Source organism: Vreelandella neptunia (genome assembly GCF_034479615.1).
GTDB classification, from domain to species: Bacteria; Pseudomonadota; Gammaproteobacteria; order Pseudomonadales; family Halomonadaceae; genus Vreelandella; species Vreelandella neptunia.
On the sequence record NZ_CP140255.1, the window covers coordinates 4,163,780 to 4,184,144 of the forward strand.

The 20,365-nt window shown below is 56.1% G+C and carries 16 protein-coding genes; 2 read left to right on the plus strand and 14 right to left on the minus strand.

Going from position 1 to position 20,365, the window contains the following annotated elements:
• The first annotated feature begins 7 nt into the window (after positions 1 to 7).
• Together SR894_RS19205 and SR894_RS19210 are read left to right on the plus strand one after the other, a co-directional pair.
• Entirely contained in the window at positions 8 to 1,588 is a 1,581-nt protein-coding gene (locus SR894_RS19205; RefSeq protein WP_223288556.1) for a BCCT family transporter, read from the plus strand.
• A gap of 64 nt (positions 1,589 to 1,652) precedes the next feature.
• Positions 1,653 to 2,540: a DMT family transporter gene (locus tag SR894_RS19210; RefSeq protein ID WP_223288557.1), complete on the plus strand. Its 888-nt coding sequence runs from the start codon at positions 1,653 to 1,655 to the stop codon at positions 2,538 to 2,540.
• Positions 2,541 to 2,601: 61 nt separating this feature from the next.
• Here SR894_RS19210 and etfB read toward each other — a convergent pair whose 3' ends face one another.
• From etfB to SR894_RS19280, 14 genes are all read right to left on the minus strand, one after another.
• A complete protein-coding gene (gene etfB, locus SR894_RS19215; protein WP_223288558.1) occupies positions 2,602 to 3,423 on the minus strand; it encodes an electron transfer flavoprotein subunit beta in 822 nt (273 codons plus the stop codon).
• Entirely contained in the window at positions 3,413 to 4,693 is a 1,281-nt protein-coding gene (gene etfA, locus SR894_RS19220) for an electron transfer flavoprotein subunit alpha (RefSeq protein ID WP_223288559.1), read from the minus strand. Before etfA ends, etfB begins: the two co-directional genes overlap by 11 nt.
• Positions 4,690 to 6,693 (minus strand): (Fe-S)-binding protein, encoded by a 2,004-nt coding sequence (locus SR894_RS19225; RefSeq protein ID WP_223288560.1) that lies wholly within the window; start codon positions 6,691 to 6,693, stop codon positions 4,690 to 4,692. The genes etfA and SR894_RS19225 overlap by 4 nt, the downstream gene beginning before the upstream one ends.
• Before the next feature lie 200 nt (positions 6,694 to 6,893).
• Entirely contained in the window at positions 6,894 to 8,966 is a 2,073-nt protein-coding gene (gene dgcA / locus SR894_RS19230) for a dimethylglycine demethylation protein DgcA (protein WP_223288561.1), read from the minus strand.
• Positions 8,967 to 8,989: 23 nt separating this feature from the next.
• Entirely contained in the window at positions 8,990 to 9,535 is a 546-nt protein-coding gene (locus tag SR894_RS19235) for a DUF5943 domain-containing protein (protein ID WP_133732011.1), read from the minus strand.
• 184 nt (positions 9,536 to 9,719) lie between these two features.
• Complete coding sequence (locus tag SR894_RS19240) at positions 9,720 to 10,697, minus strand: dipeptidase (RefSeq protein ID WP_223288562.1); 978 nt, start codon at positions 10,695 to 10,697, stop codon at positions 9,720 to 9,722.
• Between the two features lie 234 nt (positions 10,698 to 10,931).
• A complete protein-coding gene (gbdR, locus tag SR894_RS19245; protein WP_133732010.1) occupies positions 10,932 to 12,077 on the minus strand; it encodes a choline metabolism transcriptional regulator GbdR in 1,146 nt (381 codons plus the stop codon).
• Positions 12,078 to 12,487: 410 nt separating this feature from the next.
• A complete protein-coding gene (locus tag SR894_RS19250) occupies positions 12,488 to 13,792 on the minus strand; it encodes a TRAP transporter large permease (protein ID WP_133732009.1) in 1,305 nt (434 codons plus the stop codon).
• A 24-nt stretch (positions 13,793 to 13,816) separates the two neighbouring features.
• Positions 13,817 to 14,329 carry a TRAP transporter small permease gene (locus SR894_RS19255; protein WP_133732008.1) on the minus strand — a complete coding sequence of 171 codons (513 nt, stop codon included), beginning with the start codon at positions 14,327 to 14,329 and terminating at the stop codon, positions 13,817 to 13,819.
• Entirely contained in the window at positions 14,329 to 15,348 is a 1,020-nt protein-coding gene (locus tag SR894_RS19260) for a TRAP transporter substrate-binding protein (RefSeq protein ID WP_223288563.1), read from the minus strand. Before SR894_RS19260 ends, SR894_RS19255 begins: the two co-directional genes overlap by 1 nt.
• Positions 15,349 to 15,565: 217 nt before the next feature.
• Complete coding sequence (locus SR894_RS19265; RefSeq protein ID WP_223288564.1) at positions 15,566 to 17,020, minus strand: amidase; 1,455 nt, start codon at positions 17,018 to 17,020, stop codon at positions 15,566 to 15,568.
• Between the two features lie 7 nt (positions 17,021 to 17,027).
• Positions 17,028 to 18,245 carry an MFS transporter gene (locus SR894_RS19270; RefSeq protein ID WP_223288565.1) on the minus strand — a complete coding sequence of 406 codons (1,218 nt, stop codon included), beginning with the start codon at positions 18,243 to 18,245 and terminating at the stop codon, positions 17,028 to 17,030.
• Between the two features lie 10 nt (positions 18,246 to 18,255).
• A complete protein-coding gene (locus tag SR894_RS19275; protein ID WP_246638176.1) occupies positions 18,256 to 19,170 on the minus strand; it encodes a SphA family protein in 915 nt (304 codons plus the stop codon).
• 78 nt (positions 19,171 to 19,248) lie between these two features.
• On the minus strand, positions 19,249 to 20,244 hold the full coding sequence (locus tag SR894_RS19280) for a helix-turn-helix domain-containing protein (RefSeq protein WP_287018379.1): 996 nt from the start codon (positions 20,242 to 20,244) through the stop codon (positions 19,249 to 19,251).
• Between the last annotated feature and the right edge of the window lie 121 nt (positions 20,245 to 20,365).

The following is a 20,365-nucleotide window of genomic DNA, read 5'->3' on the forward strand; positions in this document are numbered from 1 at the left end:
AAACCCAATGAAAAACAATGACGACCCGGTTCTGTCGCCTGGACAGGACAATACCCAGATATTGGGGTTGGACTTTCATAACCCCGTTTTTCCGCTTTCCGCTCTAGCCATCTTACTGTTTATTATCTACGCGCTGGTCTATCCAGATGCTGCTAATACTCACCTAGGGCTTGCCAAAAACTGGTCGATCGAACACTTCGACTGGCTGTTTATGATTGCTGGCAATATTTTTGTGGTGTTTTGCCTTGTACTGATCTGCCTGCCACTCGGGCGGATTCGACTAGGCGGCAAAGATGCAAAGCCGGAATACTCGCGCACCTCCTGGTTTGCCATGCTGTTTGCGGCGGGCATGGGCATCGGTTTGATGTTCTGGAGCGTTGCTGAGCCCGTAGCCTACTACACCGACTGGTATGGAACGCCCTTGAATGTACCGGCTGGGACGCCGGAGGGCGCCAGCGCCGCCATGGGGGCGACGATGTTCCACTGGGGTCTGCACCCCTGGGCCATTTATGGCGTGGTGGCACTCTCGCTGGCCTTCTTTTCCTATAACAAGGGCTTGCCGCTGACGCTTCGCTCCGCTTTCTACCCCATCCTAGGCGAGCGAACGCGTGGCTGGGCAGGTCATATCATCGATATTCTTGCCGTACTGGCCACCATTTTTGGCTTGGCTACCTCACTCGGGTTTGGCGCTACCCAGGCAGCTGGCGGCCTCGCCTATCTGTTCGATGTCCCTAATACCATAGGTACCCAGCTGGCAATTATCGTGGTGGTCACGGTAATTGCGCTGATCTCGGTATGGCGGGGTATCGACGGTGGCGTTAAGCTGTTCTCGAATATCAACATGGTCATCGCGGCGGTGCTGCTGCTGTTTGTGGTTGTGGCGGGGCCGACCCTGATGATTCTGACGGGAATTGGCACCACGGCGCTGGACTACGTGAGCCACCTGCTGCCGCTGTCGAACTGGATTGGCCGCGAGGACGACACCTGGTACCACGGCTGGACCGTCTTCTATTGGGCTTGGTGGATCTCCTGGTCTCCGTTCGTCGGCATGTTCATTGCCCGCGTTTCCCGGGGACGCACGGTGCGTGAGTTCCTGATCGCGGTGCTGCTGGTACCCACAGTGGTCACTCTGGTGTGGATGAGCGCCTTTGGCGGCACGGCACTATTCCAGGCTGCAAACGGCGTAGGAGAACTGGCTAATGGCATTGGCGACGTTTCGCTTGCCATGTTCCATATGCTGGAACAGCTGCCCCTGACCAGCATCACGTCGACGCTGGCGATTATTCTGGTGCTGGTGTTCTTTATTACCTCGTCAGACTCCGGCTCGCTGGTCATCGACAACATCACCGCAGGTGGCAAGACCGATGCTCCCAAGAGCCAGCGGGTATTCTGGGCAACACTTGAAGGCGTGATTGCCGGCGTGCTGCTGTATGGCGGCGGAAGCACCGCACTTAGCGCACTGCAGGCGGGCGCAGTGGCTACGGGACTGCCCTTTACGTTGGTTCTCTTGCTGATGTGTTTCAGCCTCTATAAAGGGCTTCACAAGGAGTGGCAGCAGATCAACGCGGTGCCCAAAATCGCTAGCTAATCAACTCTAAACCGCCCGCCTATTCGGCGGGCGGTTTTCTTTTGTGTCAACCGGGAGTAAGACAATGCAGTCAAGCCCTTACCAGCGCGGTCTGCTCATGGTGGTTCTGGGCGTCGTGTTTCTCAGCTTTGACGGTTTGCTAATACGTCTTGCGCGCGCCGACGGTTGGACCATCGTGTTCTGGCGCGGTTTATTGATGTTCTGCGTGCTGGGGCTTTTATGCTGGGCGGGCAAACGGTTGGCGACACTGAGCAGCAACCCGTTCTCCTCACTGGCCTCGGCGCTGCTGCTGGGCCTGATATCCAGCCTGTTTGTGCTGGCGGTCATGAACGCCAACGTGGCCAATGTGGTGGTAATCCTAAGTACAGCGCCGCTGTTTGCCGCGCTGTTTTCACGGATTTTCCTGGGCGAAAAAGTCGCGCTGCGAACCCTGGTGGCCATTGCTGTCTGCATGTTTGGAATGGGCCTAGTGTTCATGGGCGACGGGGCCATGGGAATGCTGGTAGGTAATCTTTATGCCTTGGCGGCCGCGGCAGCTATCGGCGGCAACCTGACCCTGCTGCGCCGCTATCCAGCGATTGATCCTATGACGGTGATTGCCGGTGGTGGGTTGCTCTCGGCGGCGGTTGCCCTGCCCATGGCCTCGCCGCTGGAGCTGGATGCCCAGCGTTATGGCGTACTGGCGCTGATGGGGCTGGTGCAGATGCCCTTAGCCACGGTGCTGATCAACAGCGCCACCCGCTACCTGCCGTCTACTGAGGTGGCGCTGTTTTATTTGGTCGAAACCGCATTGGGCACGCTGTGGGTGTGGTGGTTGTTAGCGGAGACACCCACGACCTCGACACTACTCGGTGGTGGTGTGGTTATCCTGGTGCTGGTAGTGCATGCCTGGATAGGCTTGCGTCTGGAAAGACAGCGCCTGCGGCTTTATCCGGGCTTTACCGGTCAATAGAAAAACCCACCTGAAAAAGGTGGGCTTGAGTGATGGTTAGCGGCGTGATGCACAGGCTGGTTCAGCGCAGCACATCCTCTTCCTTGAGCAGCTTGTAGATCGCCTCGGCGCCCTGTTCGGGGGTAACGTCGGTGAGCACCTGCCCGCCTTTGCCCTCCGACTTGGAAGCTGCCGCCTTGAAGCGATCCCTGGCTGACGCAGCTTTAACGATTTTCAGACGCTTAGGCCGTTTACGTGCAGGGGCCAGATGCCACTGGGCCAGCTCGCTGTCGGCTTCGGAGGTAGTGGTCGTGATCGCAAAGGTGGCCCGGCGCGCCGGGCCGAAGGCACTCTGGCGCGCCACCGGCGCTGCCTCATCCACGCTAATGATGGCGGGCAGGCGCACCTTGAGACGGCGACGCTGGCCCCTTGGCAACGCCTGAAGCAGCGTTACCACGCCATTTTCCACCTTTTCTACCGACGCCAAACTATTAACCAATGGCCAACCGAGATGCTCTGCTAACGCATAGGGCAAAAGCCCAGAGCCTTCACCGCGCTCTGCCCGGGCGCCGGTGATCACGAGCTGAGGCGAGGTAGCGGCTAAATGTTCTACCAGGGGCAGAATGGCATCGCTGCCCTCGGGCTGTTCGAGCAGGGTCATGGACTCGAGCCCCATGCCCAGGTAGCCGCGCAGAGCCGCTTCGCTGCTATCGTCCTGGGAACCCGCGTGGAGCATGCTGATCCGGGTGCCCGGCAGCTCGGCCTCTATGGCCAGCGCAAGCTCCAGGCCCCGTGCGTCCTGTTCAGCACGCCTCGCACGGCCGGTGGTAGGGTGACGGCCGATGGAGACCAGCACCGCCACGTCGATTCCCTGTTGTTGCTTTTGGTGTAGATCAGGCTGCATCGCGCTGCCCTCCCCGCTGCTGTTCCACCATGGCCACTAGCGCGGCCAGAATTTGCGTGCTGTCACCAATCACCGCCAGGTCGGCACGCTTGATGATGTCGCACCCCGGATCGAGATTGATCGCCACCACCTTGTCGCAGCGCTGAATGCCCTGCAGGTGCTGGATAGCGCCTGAAATACCCACCGCCATATAAACTCGGGCGGTTACCCAGGTGCCGGTAGCGCCCACCTGGCGATCGCGGGCCATAAAGCCGTCGTCTACCGCGACACGCGAGGCCCCTTCGGTAGCGCCGAGGACTTTCGCAGCATGGTGGAAGGCGTCCCACTGCTTGACGCCGTTGCCACCGGAGAGGATGAACTCAGCCTCGGCCAGCGCCACGCCGGCGGGATCCACCGCCACCTGTCCCAGGTCTTCAATGCGCGATAGAGTGGTGGGAATTGACGCTGTCAGAGTCAGGTGCTCGGCCGCATGCCGGGTCTCATCCACCGGCTCGGCGCACTCGGCCAGCGCCAGGGCAACCCACGGCAGAGGGCGCTGGATATCCAGGCTCCCAGCGCCGCCACGGGCCGTGCAGCGCCAACCCAAAGAGGCCTCATTATCCGCTTCCACCTGCCACACCCCAGTGGCAGCGCGTTCACCCAGACGTAAGGCAAGCCGCCGCCCCAGATCGGCTCCGCCCAGGGGTGAGTCTGGCAATAGCCAGAAGCGCGGCGTCATCTCCCGCTCGACGGCGCTTAAAGCCGCCAGACGCGCTTCAGGCGCAAACCCTGCGTAAAACTCATCATCAAGATGCACGACGCGATCGATACCGGCGTCGCCCAGCGCTTCTTCCTTATGCTCACCAAACAGGATCGCCACCACGGCGCCGGGCTGTTCGGCGTCGGCATCCGCCACGCGCCGGGCTAGGCCCAGCAGATCCTTGTCATGCCCGGAGAGACGCCCGCCGGTCAGGTCGGGCACCACGGCCACCAGGAAGGCGGGCTGATCAATGGTCACCGTGCGGCGGCTATCGCGGGCCGCCGTGGTGGCCGCGGTGGCCTGCCCCCCTTGCTGGAGGCCACTACGATCAATCCGTTTGACGCCATTGGGGCCGATAAAGCCGACGGCACGAGGATCTTTGCGCACCACGCCGCTGGGGCCCATCCATTCGCTGACCGCTCCGCCGGCCCTGTTTACACCCAGGGCGGCCAGCACGGCGGCGTTGTCGGGGTGCAGACGGTTTCGGGCGATCCACTCACGACGTGGGTCGCGGCGAATAATTTCACTCATACGATCACCTCTTCAGCAGTCGTCGATGCAGTGGTGCGGCGGGATGCGCCGGACACATCGTCAGCGGAACGCTCAACCAGCGCATCGGCCACCAGTTCGGCGATATCGCGCACTTCGGCGCTGGCATCCACCACGCCTTCCAGCATGGCGGTACACTGCGGGCAGCCCACCGCCACCAGCTCAGCACCGCTCTCCTTGACATCGTTCATGCGCATATCGGGAATCCGCCGTTCACCGGGAATATCGGTAATCGGTGCCCCGCCGCCACCGCCGCAGCAGCGCGAGCGGAAGCCGGAGCGTTCCATCTCCTTGACCTCGATGCCCAGCGCCTTAAGCACGTTACGGGGGGCATCAAATTCACCGTTATAGCGCCCCAGGTAACACGGGTCGTGATAGGTAACGCTGCCACCTTTCCAAGGGGCAAAGGTCAACCGACCAGCATCAAATAGTTCGGCGATAAAGGTACTATGGTGACGTACCTCGTAATGTCCGCCTAGCTCTCCATACTCATTGCCCAGCACATGAAAGCTGTGGGGATCGCAGGTAACAATCTGCAGGAAGCGATACTTGGCCAGGGTGTCAATATTGCGCTTCGCCAGGGATTGGAACGTCGCCTCATCGCCCAGACGCCGGGCCACGTCGCCGCTATCGCGCTCTTCGGTACCCAACACCGCGAAATCGACTTCAGCGGCGCGCAGCACTTTGACCAGTGCGCGCAAGGTGCGCTGGTTGCGCATATCAAAGGCGCCATCCCCTAGCCACAGCAGCACATCGACCTGCTTAATATCTGACATGAGCGGTAGGTTAAGATCCGCCGCCCAGTTGAGTCGCGAGCCAGGATCGAAACCACCGGGATTGTCGGTGGCGATCAAATTGTCGAGCACCTCGGCACCTTTATTGGGCGTTTTGCCGCGCTCCAGGGTCAGGTAGCGGCGCATATCGACAATCGCATCCACGTGTTCGATCATCATCGGACACTCTTCCACGCAGGCGCGGCAGGTCGTACACGACCAGAGCGTATCGGCGTCGACCAACGCTTTTCCTTCCAGCGCCACGATGGGCCCATGAGGAGAGCCTGCGTGCTCACCTACCGGCTTGCCAGGGTAAGGGGAACCGGCATAGGCGGCATCGCTGCCCCCGGCCATACCCACCACCATGTCCTGGATCAGCTTCTTGGGGTTAAGCGGCTGACCGGCGGCAAATGCCGGGCACACCGCCTCGCAGCGACCGCACTGCACGCAGGCGTCGAAGCCCAACAGCTGGTTCCAGGTAAAGTCGGCAGGCTTTTCCACGCCTAGAGGCGCCGCTTCATCCTCAAGGTTGAGCGCCTTGAGGCCCGTTGAGCGGCCAGCGCCGCCTTTTTTCGTGGAGAAGCGCTCGGCGCGGCGATGGAAAGCCAGATGCAGGGCACCGGCAAAGGCGTGCTTCATGGGCCCGCCCCAGGTCATGCCAAAAAACATTTCCCCCAGGCCCCAGGCCACGACGCCCGCTAATACCAGCGCCAGCAGCCAACTACTGCCCCCTTCAAGCAAACCTTCGGGCAGCAGACCTACCGTGGGCAGCGTGATCAGGAAGACGCCTATCGAGAACGCCATCAGACTCTTGGGCAGGCGCATCCAGGGGCCCTTGGAGAGCCGGGCTGGAGGGTTAAGCCGCCGCCGTGCCACGAAGAGGCTACCAACGAACATGGAGGTGCTCGCCAGTAGCAGTAATCCGCCTAGCAATGGGTTGGCGATCCCCAGACCGTGCACCAGGATCATCAGCACGGCGGCGGCCACGAAGCCACCGGCGGTGGCCACGTGGGTGTTGGAGATCATTTTGTCGCGCCCCACCACATGGTGCAGATCCACCAAATAGCGGCGTGGCAGGGCCACCAATCCCTTGAACAGGTTCACCCGCGATGGGCGCCCCTGACGCCACAGGCGTATACGGCGTACAGCGCCGATTACTGCCAGGGCCAGGGCAGTAAAAATCAGTATCGGCAAGAGCGTTTCGAGCATGGTACTCACCTCTTCTTTCGCGGCGGGGCTGTTCCGGCGGCAGACCTCTGCGAGGGCGCTGTAAACCCATCCCTGGGCGCTACTTTTGCCATCTGACCGCCATGGATGGCGGAAATGCCGTAAACGTATGGAACTGTTTTACGGCCCTGGCAAAAGACCCTCGCTACGGCCTGCCCCCGGCGCCCCGGCTCTCGCTCAGGTCAAAAGTCCTTGCAGATTCGCAAGGCATCGTAGATGGCCGCATGGGTATTACGCGGTGCCGTGCAGTCGCCTAGTCGGAACAGCAGGAAACCATCTCCTGACTCGCTCAGACAAGGCTGCGGCTGGATTGCATAGAGTGCTTCCAGATCCACCTGCCCCCTGTTGCGGGACTGCTCTTTGAGGGCGTAGTAGAGCGCTTCATCAGGGCGCACGCCGTTCTCGACCACTACCTGATCCACCACACGCTCTTCCAAAGCGCCGGTGTACTCATTTTCAAGCACCGCCACCAGTCCGTCGCCCTCGCGGTAAACCTTATGCAGCATCAGGTCGGAGGACATGATCACCTCCTTCTCGTAGAGGCTGCGGTAGTAGGTGGGGAAGGTGGTACCGCCCACCGCCGCGCCGGGCTTGATATCGTCGGTGACGATCTCCACCTTGGCGCCCTTGTCGGCGAGAAAATCCGCCGCCGAGACGCCGGAGAATTCGCAAATGGCGTCATAAATCAGCACGTTCTTACCTGGCGCCACTTTGCCTGAGAGAATATCCCAGGTGCTGACCACCAGGCTCTCCTCGGCATTCTCCGAGTAGCCCCACTCTGGGTGCTGGCTAAGGAAGGGCTGGCCACCGGTGGCAAGCACCACGATATCCGGGCGCAGATCGAGCAGCGTCGCCTCATCGGCGCGGGTGCCCAGACGCAGGTCGACTTTCAGCCGCGCCAGCTCCAGCTGGAACCAGCGGGTGATACCGGCGATCTGGTCACGTTGGGGTGCCTGGGCGGCAATCGTGATCTGCCCGCCCAAGGCGTCAGCGGCCTCAAACAGAGTGACATCGTGACCGCGTTCAGCGGCTACCCTAGCTGCCTCCATACCGCCGGGGCCACCGCCTACTACGACGACTTTGCGTTTGGCGCCCTCGGTTTTCTCAATGATGTGGGGCAGCCCCATGTATTCACGGGATGTCGCGGCGTTTTGAATGCACAGTACGTCAAGCCCCTGGTACTGGCGGTCGATGCAGTAGTTAGCTCCCACGCACTGCTTGATTTGATCAATCTGGCCCATCTTGATCTTGGCGATCAGGTGAGGGTCGGCAATATGTGCTCGGGTCATGCCCACCAGGTCGACGTAGCCCCCTTCGAGGATACGCTGGGCCTGATTGGGGTCTTTAATGTTCTGGGCGTGGATCACCGGGACGTTCACCACTTCCTTGATCCCCGCCGCCAGGTGTAGGAAAGGCTCCGGCGGGTAGGACATATTAGGGATAACGTTGGCCAGGGTGTTGTGAGTGTCGCAGCCAGAACCGATAACGCCGAAGAAGTCCACCATACCGGTGGCATCGTAGTAGGCGGCGATCTGCTTCATATCGTCGTGAGAAAGACCGTCCGGGTGGAACTCGTCGCCGCAAATGCGCATACCGACGCAGAAGTCGTCGCCCACTTCAGCACGCACGGCTTTAAGCACTTCCATACCGAAGCGCATACGATTCTCGAAGCTACCGCCCCACTCGTCCTCACGCTTGTTGACCCGTGGGCTCCAGAACTGATCGATCAAATGCTGGTGCACGGCAGAGAGCTCAACACCGTCGAGGCCCCCTTCCTTAGCCCGGCGTGCGGCCTGGGCAAAGTCGCCGACAATACGCCAGATCTCTTCTTCCTCAATGGTCTTACAGGTCGAGCGGTGCACCGGCTCACGGATACCGGAGGGTGATACCAGGGTCGACCAGTCGAAACCGTCCCAGCGGGAGCGGCGCCCCATATGGGTAATCTGGATCATGATCTTGCCGCCATGCTTATGCACGGCATCGGCCAAATTCTGGAAGTGCGGAATAATGCGATCAGTAGACAGGTTTACCGAGCTCCACCAGCCCTGAGGGCTATCGATGGAGACCACCGATGAGCCACCACAAATACACAGGCCACAACCACCTTTGGCCTTCTCCTCGTAGTACCTGACGTAGCGCTCAGTAGTCATACCGCCGTCGGTGGCATGCACCTCGGCGTGAGCGGTGCTGACCACACGGTTGCGGATAGTCAGCTTACCGATCTCGATCGGCTCGAAAATTGCGTCGAATGCCATGTTTGTCTCTCCTCGTACCCCAGTTAGCGGGCAGCGTCGGTCAGCGGCTGGACGGCGAAGATGCCTACATCACAGCCAGGTTCGGCTGCACTCTGCGTCTGCTCAGCAACGGTACGCAGTGAACTTCCGCGGGCAGCGAGGATTTGATCCATGGCACCGGCGAACCAACCGGTGAACATGTACTCTTCCTTGTTCCCGGTTTTGCCAAGCTGGTAAACAAAAGCGCTGTGCTCAAGTCGTACTTGAGCAGTGCCCGAGTCGAGATCAATCTGTTCAGTAATGAATAGCCCCCAACCGCGCTGGGAAAGGCGGGTCATGTAGTGCTCAAATACCGCCTCTCCGCTAATGTCGTGTAGCTCGGCCTCTTTCTCACACCAGTGCCAGGCGCTCTTGTAGCCTGCGTGATAAAGAATTTCGGCATACTTCTCAGCACCTAGCGCCTCTTCTACGGCTACGTGGTTATTGATAAAGAAGTGCCGTGGCACATAGAGCATAGGCAGAGCATCGGTCGTCCAGACACCTGTTTCGCTATCCACTTCGATGGGCAGTGCGGGGGCCAGTTTGGTCACGGTTGTATTCCTCAAATCTTGATTGTTATGGAGTAGCTAAGCAGCCGTTCTGCAAGGCGAGCGCCGCCGGGGATAGGCCGTAGAGGGGGTCTTTTGCCATGGATGGCAAAAGTAGCGTCCAGGGAGGGATTCACAGCGCCCCCTCGTAGGCCTATCGCCGGTAAAGCCGCGTGAGTAGGACTCATCAGCTCCCCCACACATCCTTGAGTACGCGCACCCAGTTCTCTCCCATGATCTTGCGCACCTGGGTCTCACTTAAGCCGCGCTTGAGGAGTGCCTCGGTGAGATTGGGGAACTCCCCAATGGTGCGGATTCCTTTGGGATTGATGATCTTGCCAAAGTCAGTGAGACGACGGGCGTAGCCCTTGTCGTGGGTCAGCCACTCGAAAAACTCTTGACCATGCCCTTGGGTGAAATCGGTACCGATGCCGATAGCGTCCTCACCGACGATATTCATGACGTACTCGATCGCCTCGCAGTAGTCTTCGATGGTTGAGTCGATGCCCTTTTTGAGGAACGGCGCAAACATGGTGACACCAACAAAACCGCCGTGGTCGGCTATGAACTTCAGCTCTTGATCGGATTTGTTGCGCGGATGCTCTTTGAGGCCGGAGGGCAGGCAGTGGGAGTAGCAAACTGGCTTTTTGGACTCAAGAATGACCTCTTCAGAGGTCTTGGCACCGACGTGAGAAAGGTCGCACATGATGCCAACCCGGTTCATCTCGGCAACGATTTCGCGGCCGAAGCCAGACAGGCCGCCGTCACGCTCGTAGCAGCCGGTCCCCACCAGATTCTGGGTGTTGTAGCACATCTGTACGATACCCACGCCCAGCTGTTTGAAGATCTCAACGTAGCCAATTTGGTCTTCAAAGGCATGGGCATTCTGAAAGCCGAAGATGATGCCGGTTTTGCCCTCTTCTTTGGCGCGAGTGATGTCAGCGGTGGTGCGAACAGGGCGCACCAGGTCACTACACTCCGCCATCAACTGGTTGGACTTGACGATATTATCGACCGTGGCCTGAAAACCTTCCCACACTGAGACTGTGCAGTTGGCAGCGGTAAGACCGCCGCGACGCATGTCCTCAAGCAACTCACGATTCCATTTGGCGATGATCAGGCCATCAATGACGATAGCGTCATTGTGCAGTTCAGAGGGGGTCATAGCTAAGCTCCAACATTGGTTAATGTAGCGAGCATAGCGCTGACGTTGGGTTTAGCTGCTCTTGGAAACGACGGCGGAAATTCCAAAAGCGTCATGATGTCGAGAACACGACCACTACCCACGCACCCGCTAACCTTTGTAGAGGAGGAGGAGTACTTTAGTGATAGCAGCTACTAAAAAACCTGCTGCCCGGAGGTGGGCAACAGGTTTGAAATAGTGGCGACGAAGTACCTATCAGCGCAGTAGCGGCACGCTGGCAAAGGTAGGCTCACCCTGGGCATGGGCAAGCGCCTGCTGGGCACTCGAAAGAGGTTCGCTTTTGTAAGGCTCACCCCCCCATCGCTGAATTAACGATGGCGACTTAGCAAGGTTACTTCCTTGCCGGTCATGCACCCCCAAGCGCTCATTTCTCGGCGGTACACCAAAGTATTCACGATAACACTTGGAAAAATGGGGCGTGGACACAAAACCGCAAACAGAGGCAATCTCGATAATCGACAAGGGCGTTTGTTTGAGCAATTGCCGCGCGCGCACCAAACGCAGCTTGAGGTAATAGCGAGATGGTGAGCAAAGCAAATAACGCTGGAACAACCGCTCCAACTGGCGCCGTGAAACATTCACATAGCTTGCCAGTTCATCGAGCTCGATGGGCTCTTCCAGGTTGGATTCCATCAACGCCACAATCTCTAACAACTTAGGCTGAGTGGTGCCCAACACGTGCTTCAGAGGTACCCGCTGCTGATCCTGCTCGTTACGCACGCGTTCATAGATAAACATCTCGGAGATGCCTGCCGAAAGCTCGCGCCCATGGTCGTGAGCAATCAGGTTGAGCATCATATCGAGCGGCGCAGTGCCGCCAGAAGCGGTAAATCGATCACGATCAATAGAGAAAAGGTGCGGCGTCAGAATGACGTTGGGGAACGCCTCCTGCATGGATGCCAAACACTCCCAGTGCACACTGGTTTGATAGTGATCCAGCAATCCCGCCTGACCTAGCGCCCAACTGCCCGTACATACCGAGCCTAAGCGTTTTAACTGACGCGACTGCGACTGAAGCCAGCGCACATGCTCGCGATTGACACTGTGATGAGGGCCAACCCCGCCACAAACAACCACCCACTCAAGCGATAGAGGGGTATGCATAGAGGCATCCGGCGTCACCTGCAGCCCATCACTGGCGCGCACGGGCAGCCCGTCTTGGGTCAGGGTGTACCAGCGATACAGCTCGCGCCCAGCCAGTTGATTAGCCATCCGCAAAGGGTCTATTGCCGATGCCAGAGAAATCAGTGTGAAATTATCTAACAGTAGAAAGCCAAGGGTTTGCGGTTCGCCCGCACGATTGGTATTTGCTGTCGGGTCTTTTGCTTGATTTGATGTCATGGTTTTACCCTCCGTCACCTTTACATCATCGATTTTTTTCTTATTAGTATATAGGTGTCGCTGGCGTCTTTTAGTTTCCTATCACAGCAGTGAATACTCACTTGTGCAGGGGTGGCATTGCTCTTTGGTCGTATATTGGCATGAACAGGACGGAAAGCGACAACACTATCACGCGAATCTGGCGATCAGTCGCAAATGCAACACTGGAGGTCGCTTCCGAAACCATTGAGAGGGGAGGAAAGATACGCCTTGTAGGCGGTGTGGGAACAGAGCGCCTTGGTAATGGCGTCGTTAGCCTGCGAAGCGTCTCAGTAGGCAGTCTCCGTACATAATGAGCGGCAGACAATCGGCTAAACGACTGTCATCGCGCCTGCAAATGCCGGTGCGCTCCGAGCAACCGGCTCCTTTATTCAGCCTGCCATAAAATGAGGTAGCCAAAGCGCCACTTGAGGCCAAATACTTATGATAAGCGCAGCAACACACATTAGCAGGAAGAAGGGCAACGAGGCCCACGCAACCCGGCTGATGCTTTCGCCTGTCAGACTCTGTAACACAAATAGATTAAAACCAACCGGTGGCGTGATTTGGCCCAGTTCGATCATGATAATCAGGAAAATACCGAACCAAATTGGATCGAATCCTGCGAGCAGGACAATCGGCAGCGTGATCGGCAGGCTCATGACGGTGATGGAAATACCATCCAGAAACAGTCCCAATAAAATATAAAACACGGCCAATGCCAGCAGTAATAACATTGGGCTCAGGTTCTGTGCAGCAATCCAGCTAGCCAGCTCTCGCGGCAAGTGCAGATACCCCATCGCCGTTGATAACAGCATGGCTGTCACCAGCAGGCTGCATACCATAATGGTCGTCATCAGGGTTCCTCGAAAAGCCTCGATGAGCAAGGAAATATTGATTTGCCGCTCAATAGCCAGCAGAACCAAGGTAGCGGTCACGCCCACGGCAGCAGCCTCTGAGGGGGTCGCGATACCGCTGTAAATCGAGCCAATAACGATGAAAATCAGCACCAAAATGGGCAATAGCAGTAACAGTGACTGTAACAGCGTTTGTCCGGGAATTTCCTGCTTTGGAGCAAGCGAGGGGTTCTTCCACGCACACAGAATAATGTATCCACTATAAAGGGCGGCGATCAGCAGGCCTGGAACGACGCCAGCCATGAACAGTTGGCTTATCGATACTTCAGCCTGGACACCGTACACAATCATGACGATCGATGGAGGAATGAGTAAACCCAAGCTGCCTGCGCCAGCAAGTGAGCCGATCGACAGGTTGCGGTTATAACCTCGCGCTTTTAGCTCTTGGGTCGTGATTTTACCGATGGTTGCAGTGGTTGCCGCGCTGGAGCCGCTAACCGCTGCGAATAATGTGCACCCCAGAACATTGGTATGCAGTATGCCGCCTGGCAGGTGGCTAGTAATGGGCACCAGCCCCTTGAACAAACGCTCGGAGAGATTGGAGCGAAAGATCAACTCCCCCATAAGAATAAACAACGGGATTGCTGAAAGCTCCCAGCTATTGCTGGCGCGATACAGAATACGGGAAAAAATCAGGCCGATTCGATCCGCGTCAAAGTCCCCAAGCAGCCAGAGCGAGCCTATGGAAACCGCCAGCATCGAGGCAAAAATCCAAGTTCCCATCGACAGGAAAAACAGCAGTAGAGCAGCAACGCCGACGGCAACCCAAAAAATCTCCATGATCGCTACCTTGTCAGTTTGTGGTTATGGGGCGTTTGCTAAATAACGCGAGCGTAGTAAAACGATCTTGATTGCGCGGACGACCAGGGTTAGCGAGATTAACCACATGCCAATAAGAACCGCGCCCTCCGGCAACCAGATAGGGGTTTCAGCAAGGGTATCGCTGGTAACACCCCGGCTATAGCTGCGCTGTACGTTTTGCAACCAGAATAGGGAGATCCAGATAAAGCAGCTTGCCGTTATCACGCTGCTGAATAGCTCCAGCGGCCAGTGGTATTTCTGGGGAACGCGATCCAGGATCAGGGAGACCCGAATCAGACCTCCCCTTTCAAGGACATAGGGCAGGCCTAAAAACGTCATGATGGCGACGGCATAGCCGATGTATTCATCCATGATAAAGGTGGACTTACCCAGCGACCGCAGAAGTATCTCCAGCATGATATGGCCCAGCATATAGATGATCAGAACCACGGCAATCAATGCGCCGACACGGTTCAGCAGCATCGAAAGGCGCTCGGCAAATCGAAATAAGCCCATCATTCACCCCGGAACTGGCCCAAGATCTCCTGGCCCCTATCACCTGCAGATTCCAGCCAATTCTCCACAACGCTGGAGGCTGCCTGAGCAAGGGCATCGGTAAGCGCGGGCGAAACGGCATCATTGATAGTGACATCATGCTGACTGAGTGTTTGGTAGTTTTCAGCGGTGCGGGTTTCGACCGTTTCCCAGTTATGCAGGTCGGTCAGCCGGGCTGCTTCAAGAATGGCGTCCTGCTGCTCGGCACTTAATGCATCAAACACGCTCTTGTTCATATGAACCATGTTGAGCGGAATAGCATATTGAATGGCGGCAAAGTGATCCTGGTGCTCCCAGAAACTGCCATTGGCGCCGGCTTCGGCCGAGGTGAGAACAGCGGTAATTCCCCCGGTCGCCAACTGTGGAACCACATCCCCCCAGGAAAGGCTGACAGGGGCGGCCCCCACATTGCGGAAAGTTTCGGTTCCGTTACGATCAAAGGTGCGTATCTTCAGATTACTTAAATCAGCTTGGTCGTTGATGGCATTTTTTGACCAGATGCCACTGGGCGGCCAAGGCGAAGCATAGAGCAATATCTGATCATTCTCTTCGAACACGGCTTCGTAATGGGGTTTAGCGATTTCATAAAGGCGGCGCGCATCTTCAATGTCTTCGACGATAAAAGGGAGTGAGGAAAGCAGGAAAATGGAATCAATACCGCTCATGGTGCCAGACAGCGTATCGGCCATTTCAATCGCGCCATCGGCCACCGCGTAAAAATGGTCTCCGGAATTAAAGCCAAGCGCGCCGCCCGTATGCAGCGTGATGTTTACGTCATCGTTGGTAAGTTCGCGTACGCTATCGATAAAATACGCATCGCCCTGGGCATGTATCGAATTAGCGTTATATTCGTTGGAAAAGTCCATATTCACTGACTGGGAATAGGCTTGCCCGCTAACAAAACAGGCGCCTAAAACAACAGCGACACTGAAAATACTTTTAATATTACACTGGGCAGGGTGTTGTGAATTATGTGCCATCAGGAAAGTCCTAGCGTTGGATAAACACTTTTAGACTAACCAAATGTGCAAAAGCGGCCGCCATCAATACGACCTGTAGTTACTCTTATACGCCCTGAAACAGCCATTCCCTGACCAACTTATCCCCACCGCCTAGCTGGCAAGGGGTGGGGATAAGTTATCAACGCCTGCTTTGTAACGACCACGGCTGCCTTACAGCCAATCTCACCACTGTGTTTTATCGCGCCATTGCATTGACGGGTGGCAGCTTATTTGCCCAAGGGTGCGAGCTTTCCAACTGAGCGGCTAATGAAAGCAGCGTGCTCTCGTCCCCAAACCGAGCGGCAAAATGGCTGCCTATTGGCAGGCTGTCACTGGTCCAATATAACGGTACTGACATGGCCGGCTGACCGGTCGCGTTAAAAATAGCCGTAAAGGGTGAGTAGCTATGGAATTGGTTAATGATGTCCTCAAGGCACAGGGTATCGTCAAAGGCATCCAGTTCCCCAATGAGCGGCGGCTTACGCGTCAGGGTCGGGGTTAGAATCAGGTCGTAGTCCTCCATAAAACCTGCCAGCGAACGGCCTAGGGCATGCATGTATTCAATGGCGGCGACGTAGGTTGTTGCGTCGATCCGGCCCTTCTCCCTCAACATCACTCTGGTACGGGGCTCCAGTTCGCTATCCATTACAGGGGATCCACGCATCTCACCGAGGGTATTTATAAAATTCTGTGTATTGGGCGCGATGATGCTGAAGGTATTATGAATGAACTCAGGTAAGTTCACCGGCAGCGTTACCGATTCGACACGATGCCCCAGTGACTCGCACAACTTGGCAGTAAGCTGGACAGCTTCTCGAGCTTCGGCACCCGACTCCCAGGGCGTCATGCTTTCCACCAGTGCGATACGCAGCGTACCAGGCGATCTTCCTACGGCGCTCAAAAATGAGCTTCGTTGTTCCGGAGCGGCATAGGGTGCGCCTAGATCAGCACCGCTGGTAGCATCGAGTAACGCTGCGCTGTCGCGTACAGACACTGTCATCGCATGGGGCGTTCCCATGCCTCCCCAGCCCTCGCCCACCATCGGGCCTGATGGCATTCTGCCCCGCGTGGGCTTAAGGCCAAAAATGCCGCTGCAAGATGCCGGCACCCGGAGGGAGCCGCCGCCATCATTGCCGTGTGCAAAAGGCACCACTCTTGACGCCACCAGAGCAGCGGCCCCGCCACTCGAGCCCCCTACGCTTCTCTCCAGATTCCAGGGGTTACGGGTAGCCCCAAACCGGCTGGACTCAGTCGTGTAAGAAGTGCCGAATTCAGGCGAGGTACTAGTGCCCACAAAGATGCAGCCCGCCCGGCGCAGCCGCGCTACGGCCTCAGAATCGATTTCCGCGCGCGCCTCTCCCAAAGCAAAGGAGCCGCTGGCCATCCTGGCGCCATTAAGAGGCGAAAAAAGATCTTTCACAAAGGTAGGCACACCGCAAAATGGCTGCTGCGTATCGATCTCTCCTTTAGCAGCATTCAGCGCTTGCTCATATAGCGGCTCTGCTAATGCATTGAGTTTAGGATTGACGGCTTCCAAACGTTCGATGACCGCCTCTACCAGTTCAGTCGACTTGACTTCTTTTTGCCGCACCTTATCAGCCAGGCCAACGCCATCCTGGCTATCCATTATCGTGTGAATATCGCGTGTCATTTTAATATCACTTATGAGCTGTGGTAGTTAAAGGAGAAGTGCCGCTCTGCTTGGCAAACAAGGCGTAAATTAACCAAACTGCCCCTAACCCAAAACCGATGACTGCCAGCATGGCAATCGCATGCGTCAGGGTGCCGGTCAGCGAAATCAGCAGTGCCACACATAAAGGACTCACAAACTGGCCTAAATAAAGGCAGGAGGTGAACCCGCCCATTCCCCGCCCATTTTGGCGCTTGTTTAACGCATTCATTACCGGGGTAATCGCATTGGGGACTAACAACCCTGCGCCTAAACCATGTATGACCACCGCAACAAGAATCCCTGTAAGTGAGCCGGCGTTGATAAGGAGCATAAGCCCCGAGGACATGAACACGAGTAGCAAGGCGTTGGTGCATTTAATACCGATGGTTCTCCTGATAAGCGGCCACACCAGGGCGCCCATGAGCGATGCCAACAAGCCGGCGCCTGTCGCCATGCCAATCAGCGTGCTTGACATAATACCAAGCTGAACCATTAGTCTCGGCGTTTGCACTGGCACAACAAAGCTCAACACCATGCCACCAAAAATCAACAGGTAACCGACCACCAAAGCAACCACATCAATGCGTTTGTTATCGGGCTCAACCCCCTGTTCCGAACGCGAAACAGGCTCCCATAGCAGCTTCATCATGGGTATAACGAGCAGTAGAGGAAGCAGGTAAAGGTAGAAAGGCGTACGCCAGGATTGCTCACCCAAAGCGCCACCAATAACAAAGAACACAGACCCCACAAGCGCAATAGAGATTACCTGAGCGTTGATATAACGGAGCCTGCGCTCACCCTGCCAATAGTCGGCAATTAACGCCGTACAACAGGTCATCACCATGGCTTCGCTAATACCAAAAAGAAAGCGGGCAATAACGATCGACTGAAGATCATTGAGAAGCGCGGGTGCAGCGCCTAGCAGCGCATAAAGCAATGTAGCAAAGATCAGAATAAGCTTTCGACCAAAGCCGTCCGCCAGCCAACCCGCCAAAGGCGCGAATATGGCAATGGCTAATGCCGGGCCGGTGATCGCCAGCGGTGCAAGCACCTCGACGCGAGGTTCGCTGGCCGCAAACTCCGCGATCAGTTTCGGTATGATGGGCGCCACCATGACGGATCCCATGATGGTCAGGCTGCTACCCAGCACCAACACCGCCCCTTGAGACCGCCCCGCTTCCCGGGTTAAAGGTATATTGCTCATTAGAACCCCCTCAGAAACTGAATGACGTTGTTAAAGCAATGTTGTAGCCCTCGGTACGGTTCTGGGCACCAAACTCCTTATAAGCATGGAGTTTGATCGGCGGAATCGACGACCCTGGGTCAAAGAAGCCAATGGCAGGTCCAGCAGCAAAGACCGAAGCACGATTACCGCCTTCCAATCCTGGGGCATCATCATCGGTAATTTGCTGGTAGTGATAGCCACCGACACCGACTGTCCACGGACCAACACGCTTGCCAACCGCGAACTCATGGCGATACTCAGTACCACTCCGATAGTCGGTATCTTTATTACGCGTATTAAAGTCAAGCTGGAAAGAAGAAGAGACCTCATACCCCTGTTCGCTGACATAGGTAAACGCCGCTTGAGGCGTAAATGCCCAGCGATTTAATCCGGGAGAGACGAGACGCTCTGAGTCGTAGTCTCCTGTAGGCGTCTGAATCTGGAGTTGGGCAAAGATCGACAGGTTAGGGCTTGGTGTCCACTGCAGTAACATTGGTAAAATCTGGATATCCGCCAGTTCAAAGACATCTGCTTCGTCACTGAACAGCGTCATTCCGCCACGCTCTACCTGCAGATCGGCGTCCATTTTGAAAAAAGGGGCGACTGCCCCAAAGCCGTACCGAGCGCCTAGCACTTTTTGATCCGTCATATAGATATAGGCAAGCGAGAGCGAAAGGACATCTAACGAGAAATCATTACCCGTATCATTTCCATCGTTATCCTTTTGGGCATCCGTTGAGTAATACGCCGTTCTAAAACCCAGGGTTCCATTGTCGGTTGTGGGTGGTAGGTAGCCTGCGCCAAAATCAAGCAATCCCATTGCGGTCGTCGGCGAGCCATTCTCGGTTGCCAGGGAAGCCGCTGAATAGCCGAAGGTTAGTGTCAATAAAATGCGGGTTAGCATTGTTTTTCTTGGAGTCATGATATTGCCTCTATGTCTCTGAATGAGCCATTTCAGCTTATGACGACCCCAACAAGGGCGTTATCCGAGATTGGCAAACTTGCTTTTTGTTCTGCTGCGCGTATCCGAGGGGCGTTCCCCAAATAGGTTGCGGTACTCCGAGGTAAAGTGGCCCAAATGCCAGAACCCCCACTCTGCGGCAATATCCTGGATCTGCTTCTCTTCACCCCAAGTGCATAACGTTTTATGAACAGCATTGAGCCGGAGAATACGTAGGAACGACACTGGGCTAATGCCAAGTACATCCTGAAAACAGTATTGAAGCTTTCTTCGACTGGCCCCTACATGGTTGCATAAGTCCATGATGGAGAAGGGAGTGTCGCTATGCTCAATCGCGTAAATTCGAGCGCGATCAACCATCTGCTTTTTTCGTGTCGATGAAATGGGAGGCAAACAAGCCGTTTCACACGCATCCAGAAGGTGCAACAACAGTAAATCCTGAGCATTTTTCTTGTGTACCGGTTTTACGAGTTTTCCCTGCTTACTTAACAAGAAGATTCGCTCAGTGGCCTGGGCTATCACTTTCTGGCCTTGCGGATTATCGAAGGGGAAGAAATAGGGAGAACAGCCTGGCTCAAATGCCAAATTTTGCTTAACTATATACTCAATTAGCAAATCCTTTTGCACACTTAAGTTAAACACTCTCAACCCCGCAGGTGTTCTTAATTCAGGTAAATTCTGGGAATCGGAGACAAGAAGCCCGGGGGATGTAAAAACATTGCCGAGACAAACCAGGTCGGATGGGCTTTGATTAGTTGAAACACTAAAACAAATTGAGTTTTTAAAGGCTTCTCCACTTTTAATCATCGCCTGATTGGTTTTATCTTCGATAATTTGAATATTAGGTAGCTGTAATTGACACACTTGCCCTAAAAACTTACCGGCCGACACCTGTTCATAATTGAGCGTCCACCCGCTGGGCGTCTGTGCATGCTCAATTATATCGTGGGTTTGGCACTCGAAGAACGCGCCACTGGTTGCAGGTTCTTGGATAAGCAATTGCTCAACGCTCATCATGACTCTCCTTGACCGTAAGGTTATTGTAAGTTTTTTTAGTCAAGCAACTTACGCGCCATATTAACGGATTAGCTTTATATAATAAGAATATTTAACGCACATTCATCTTAGATATAAAGTA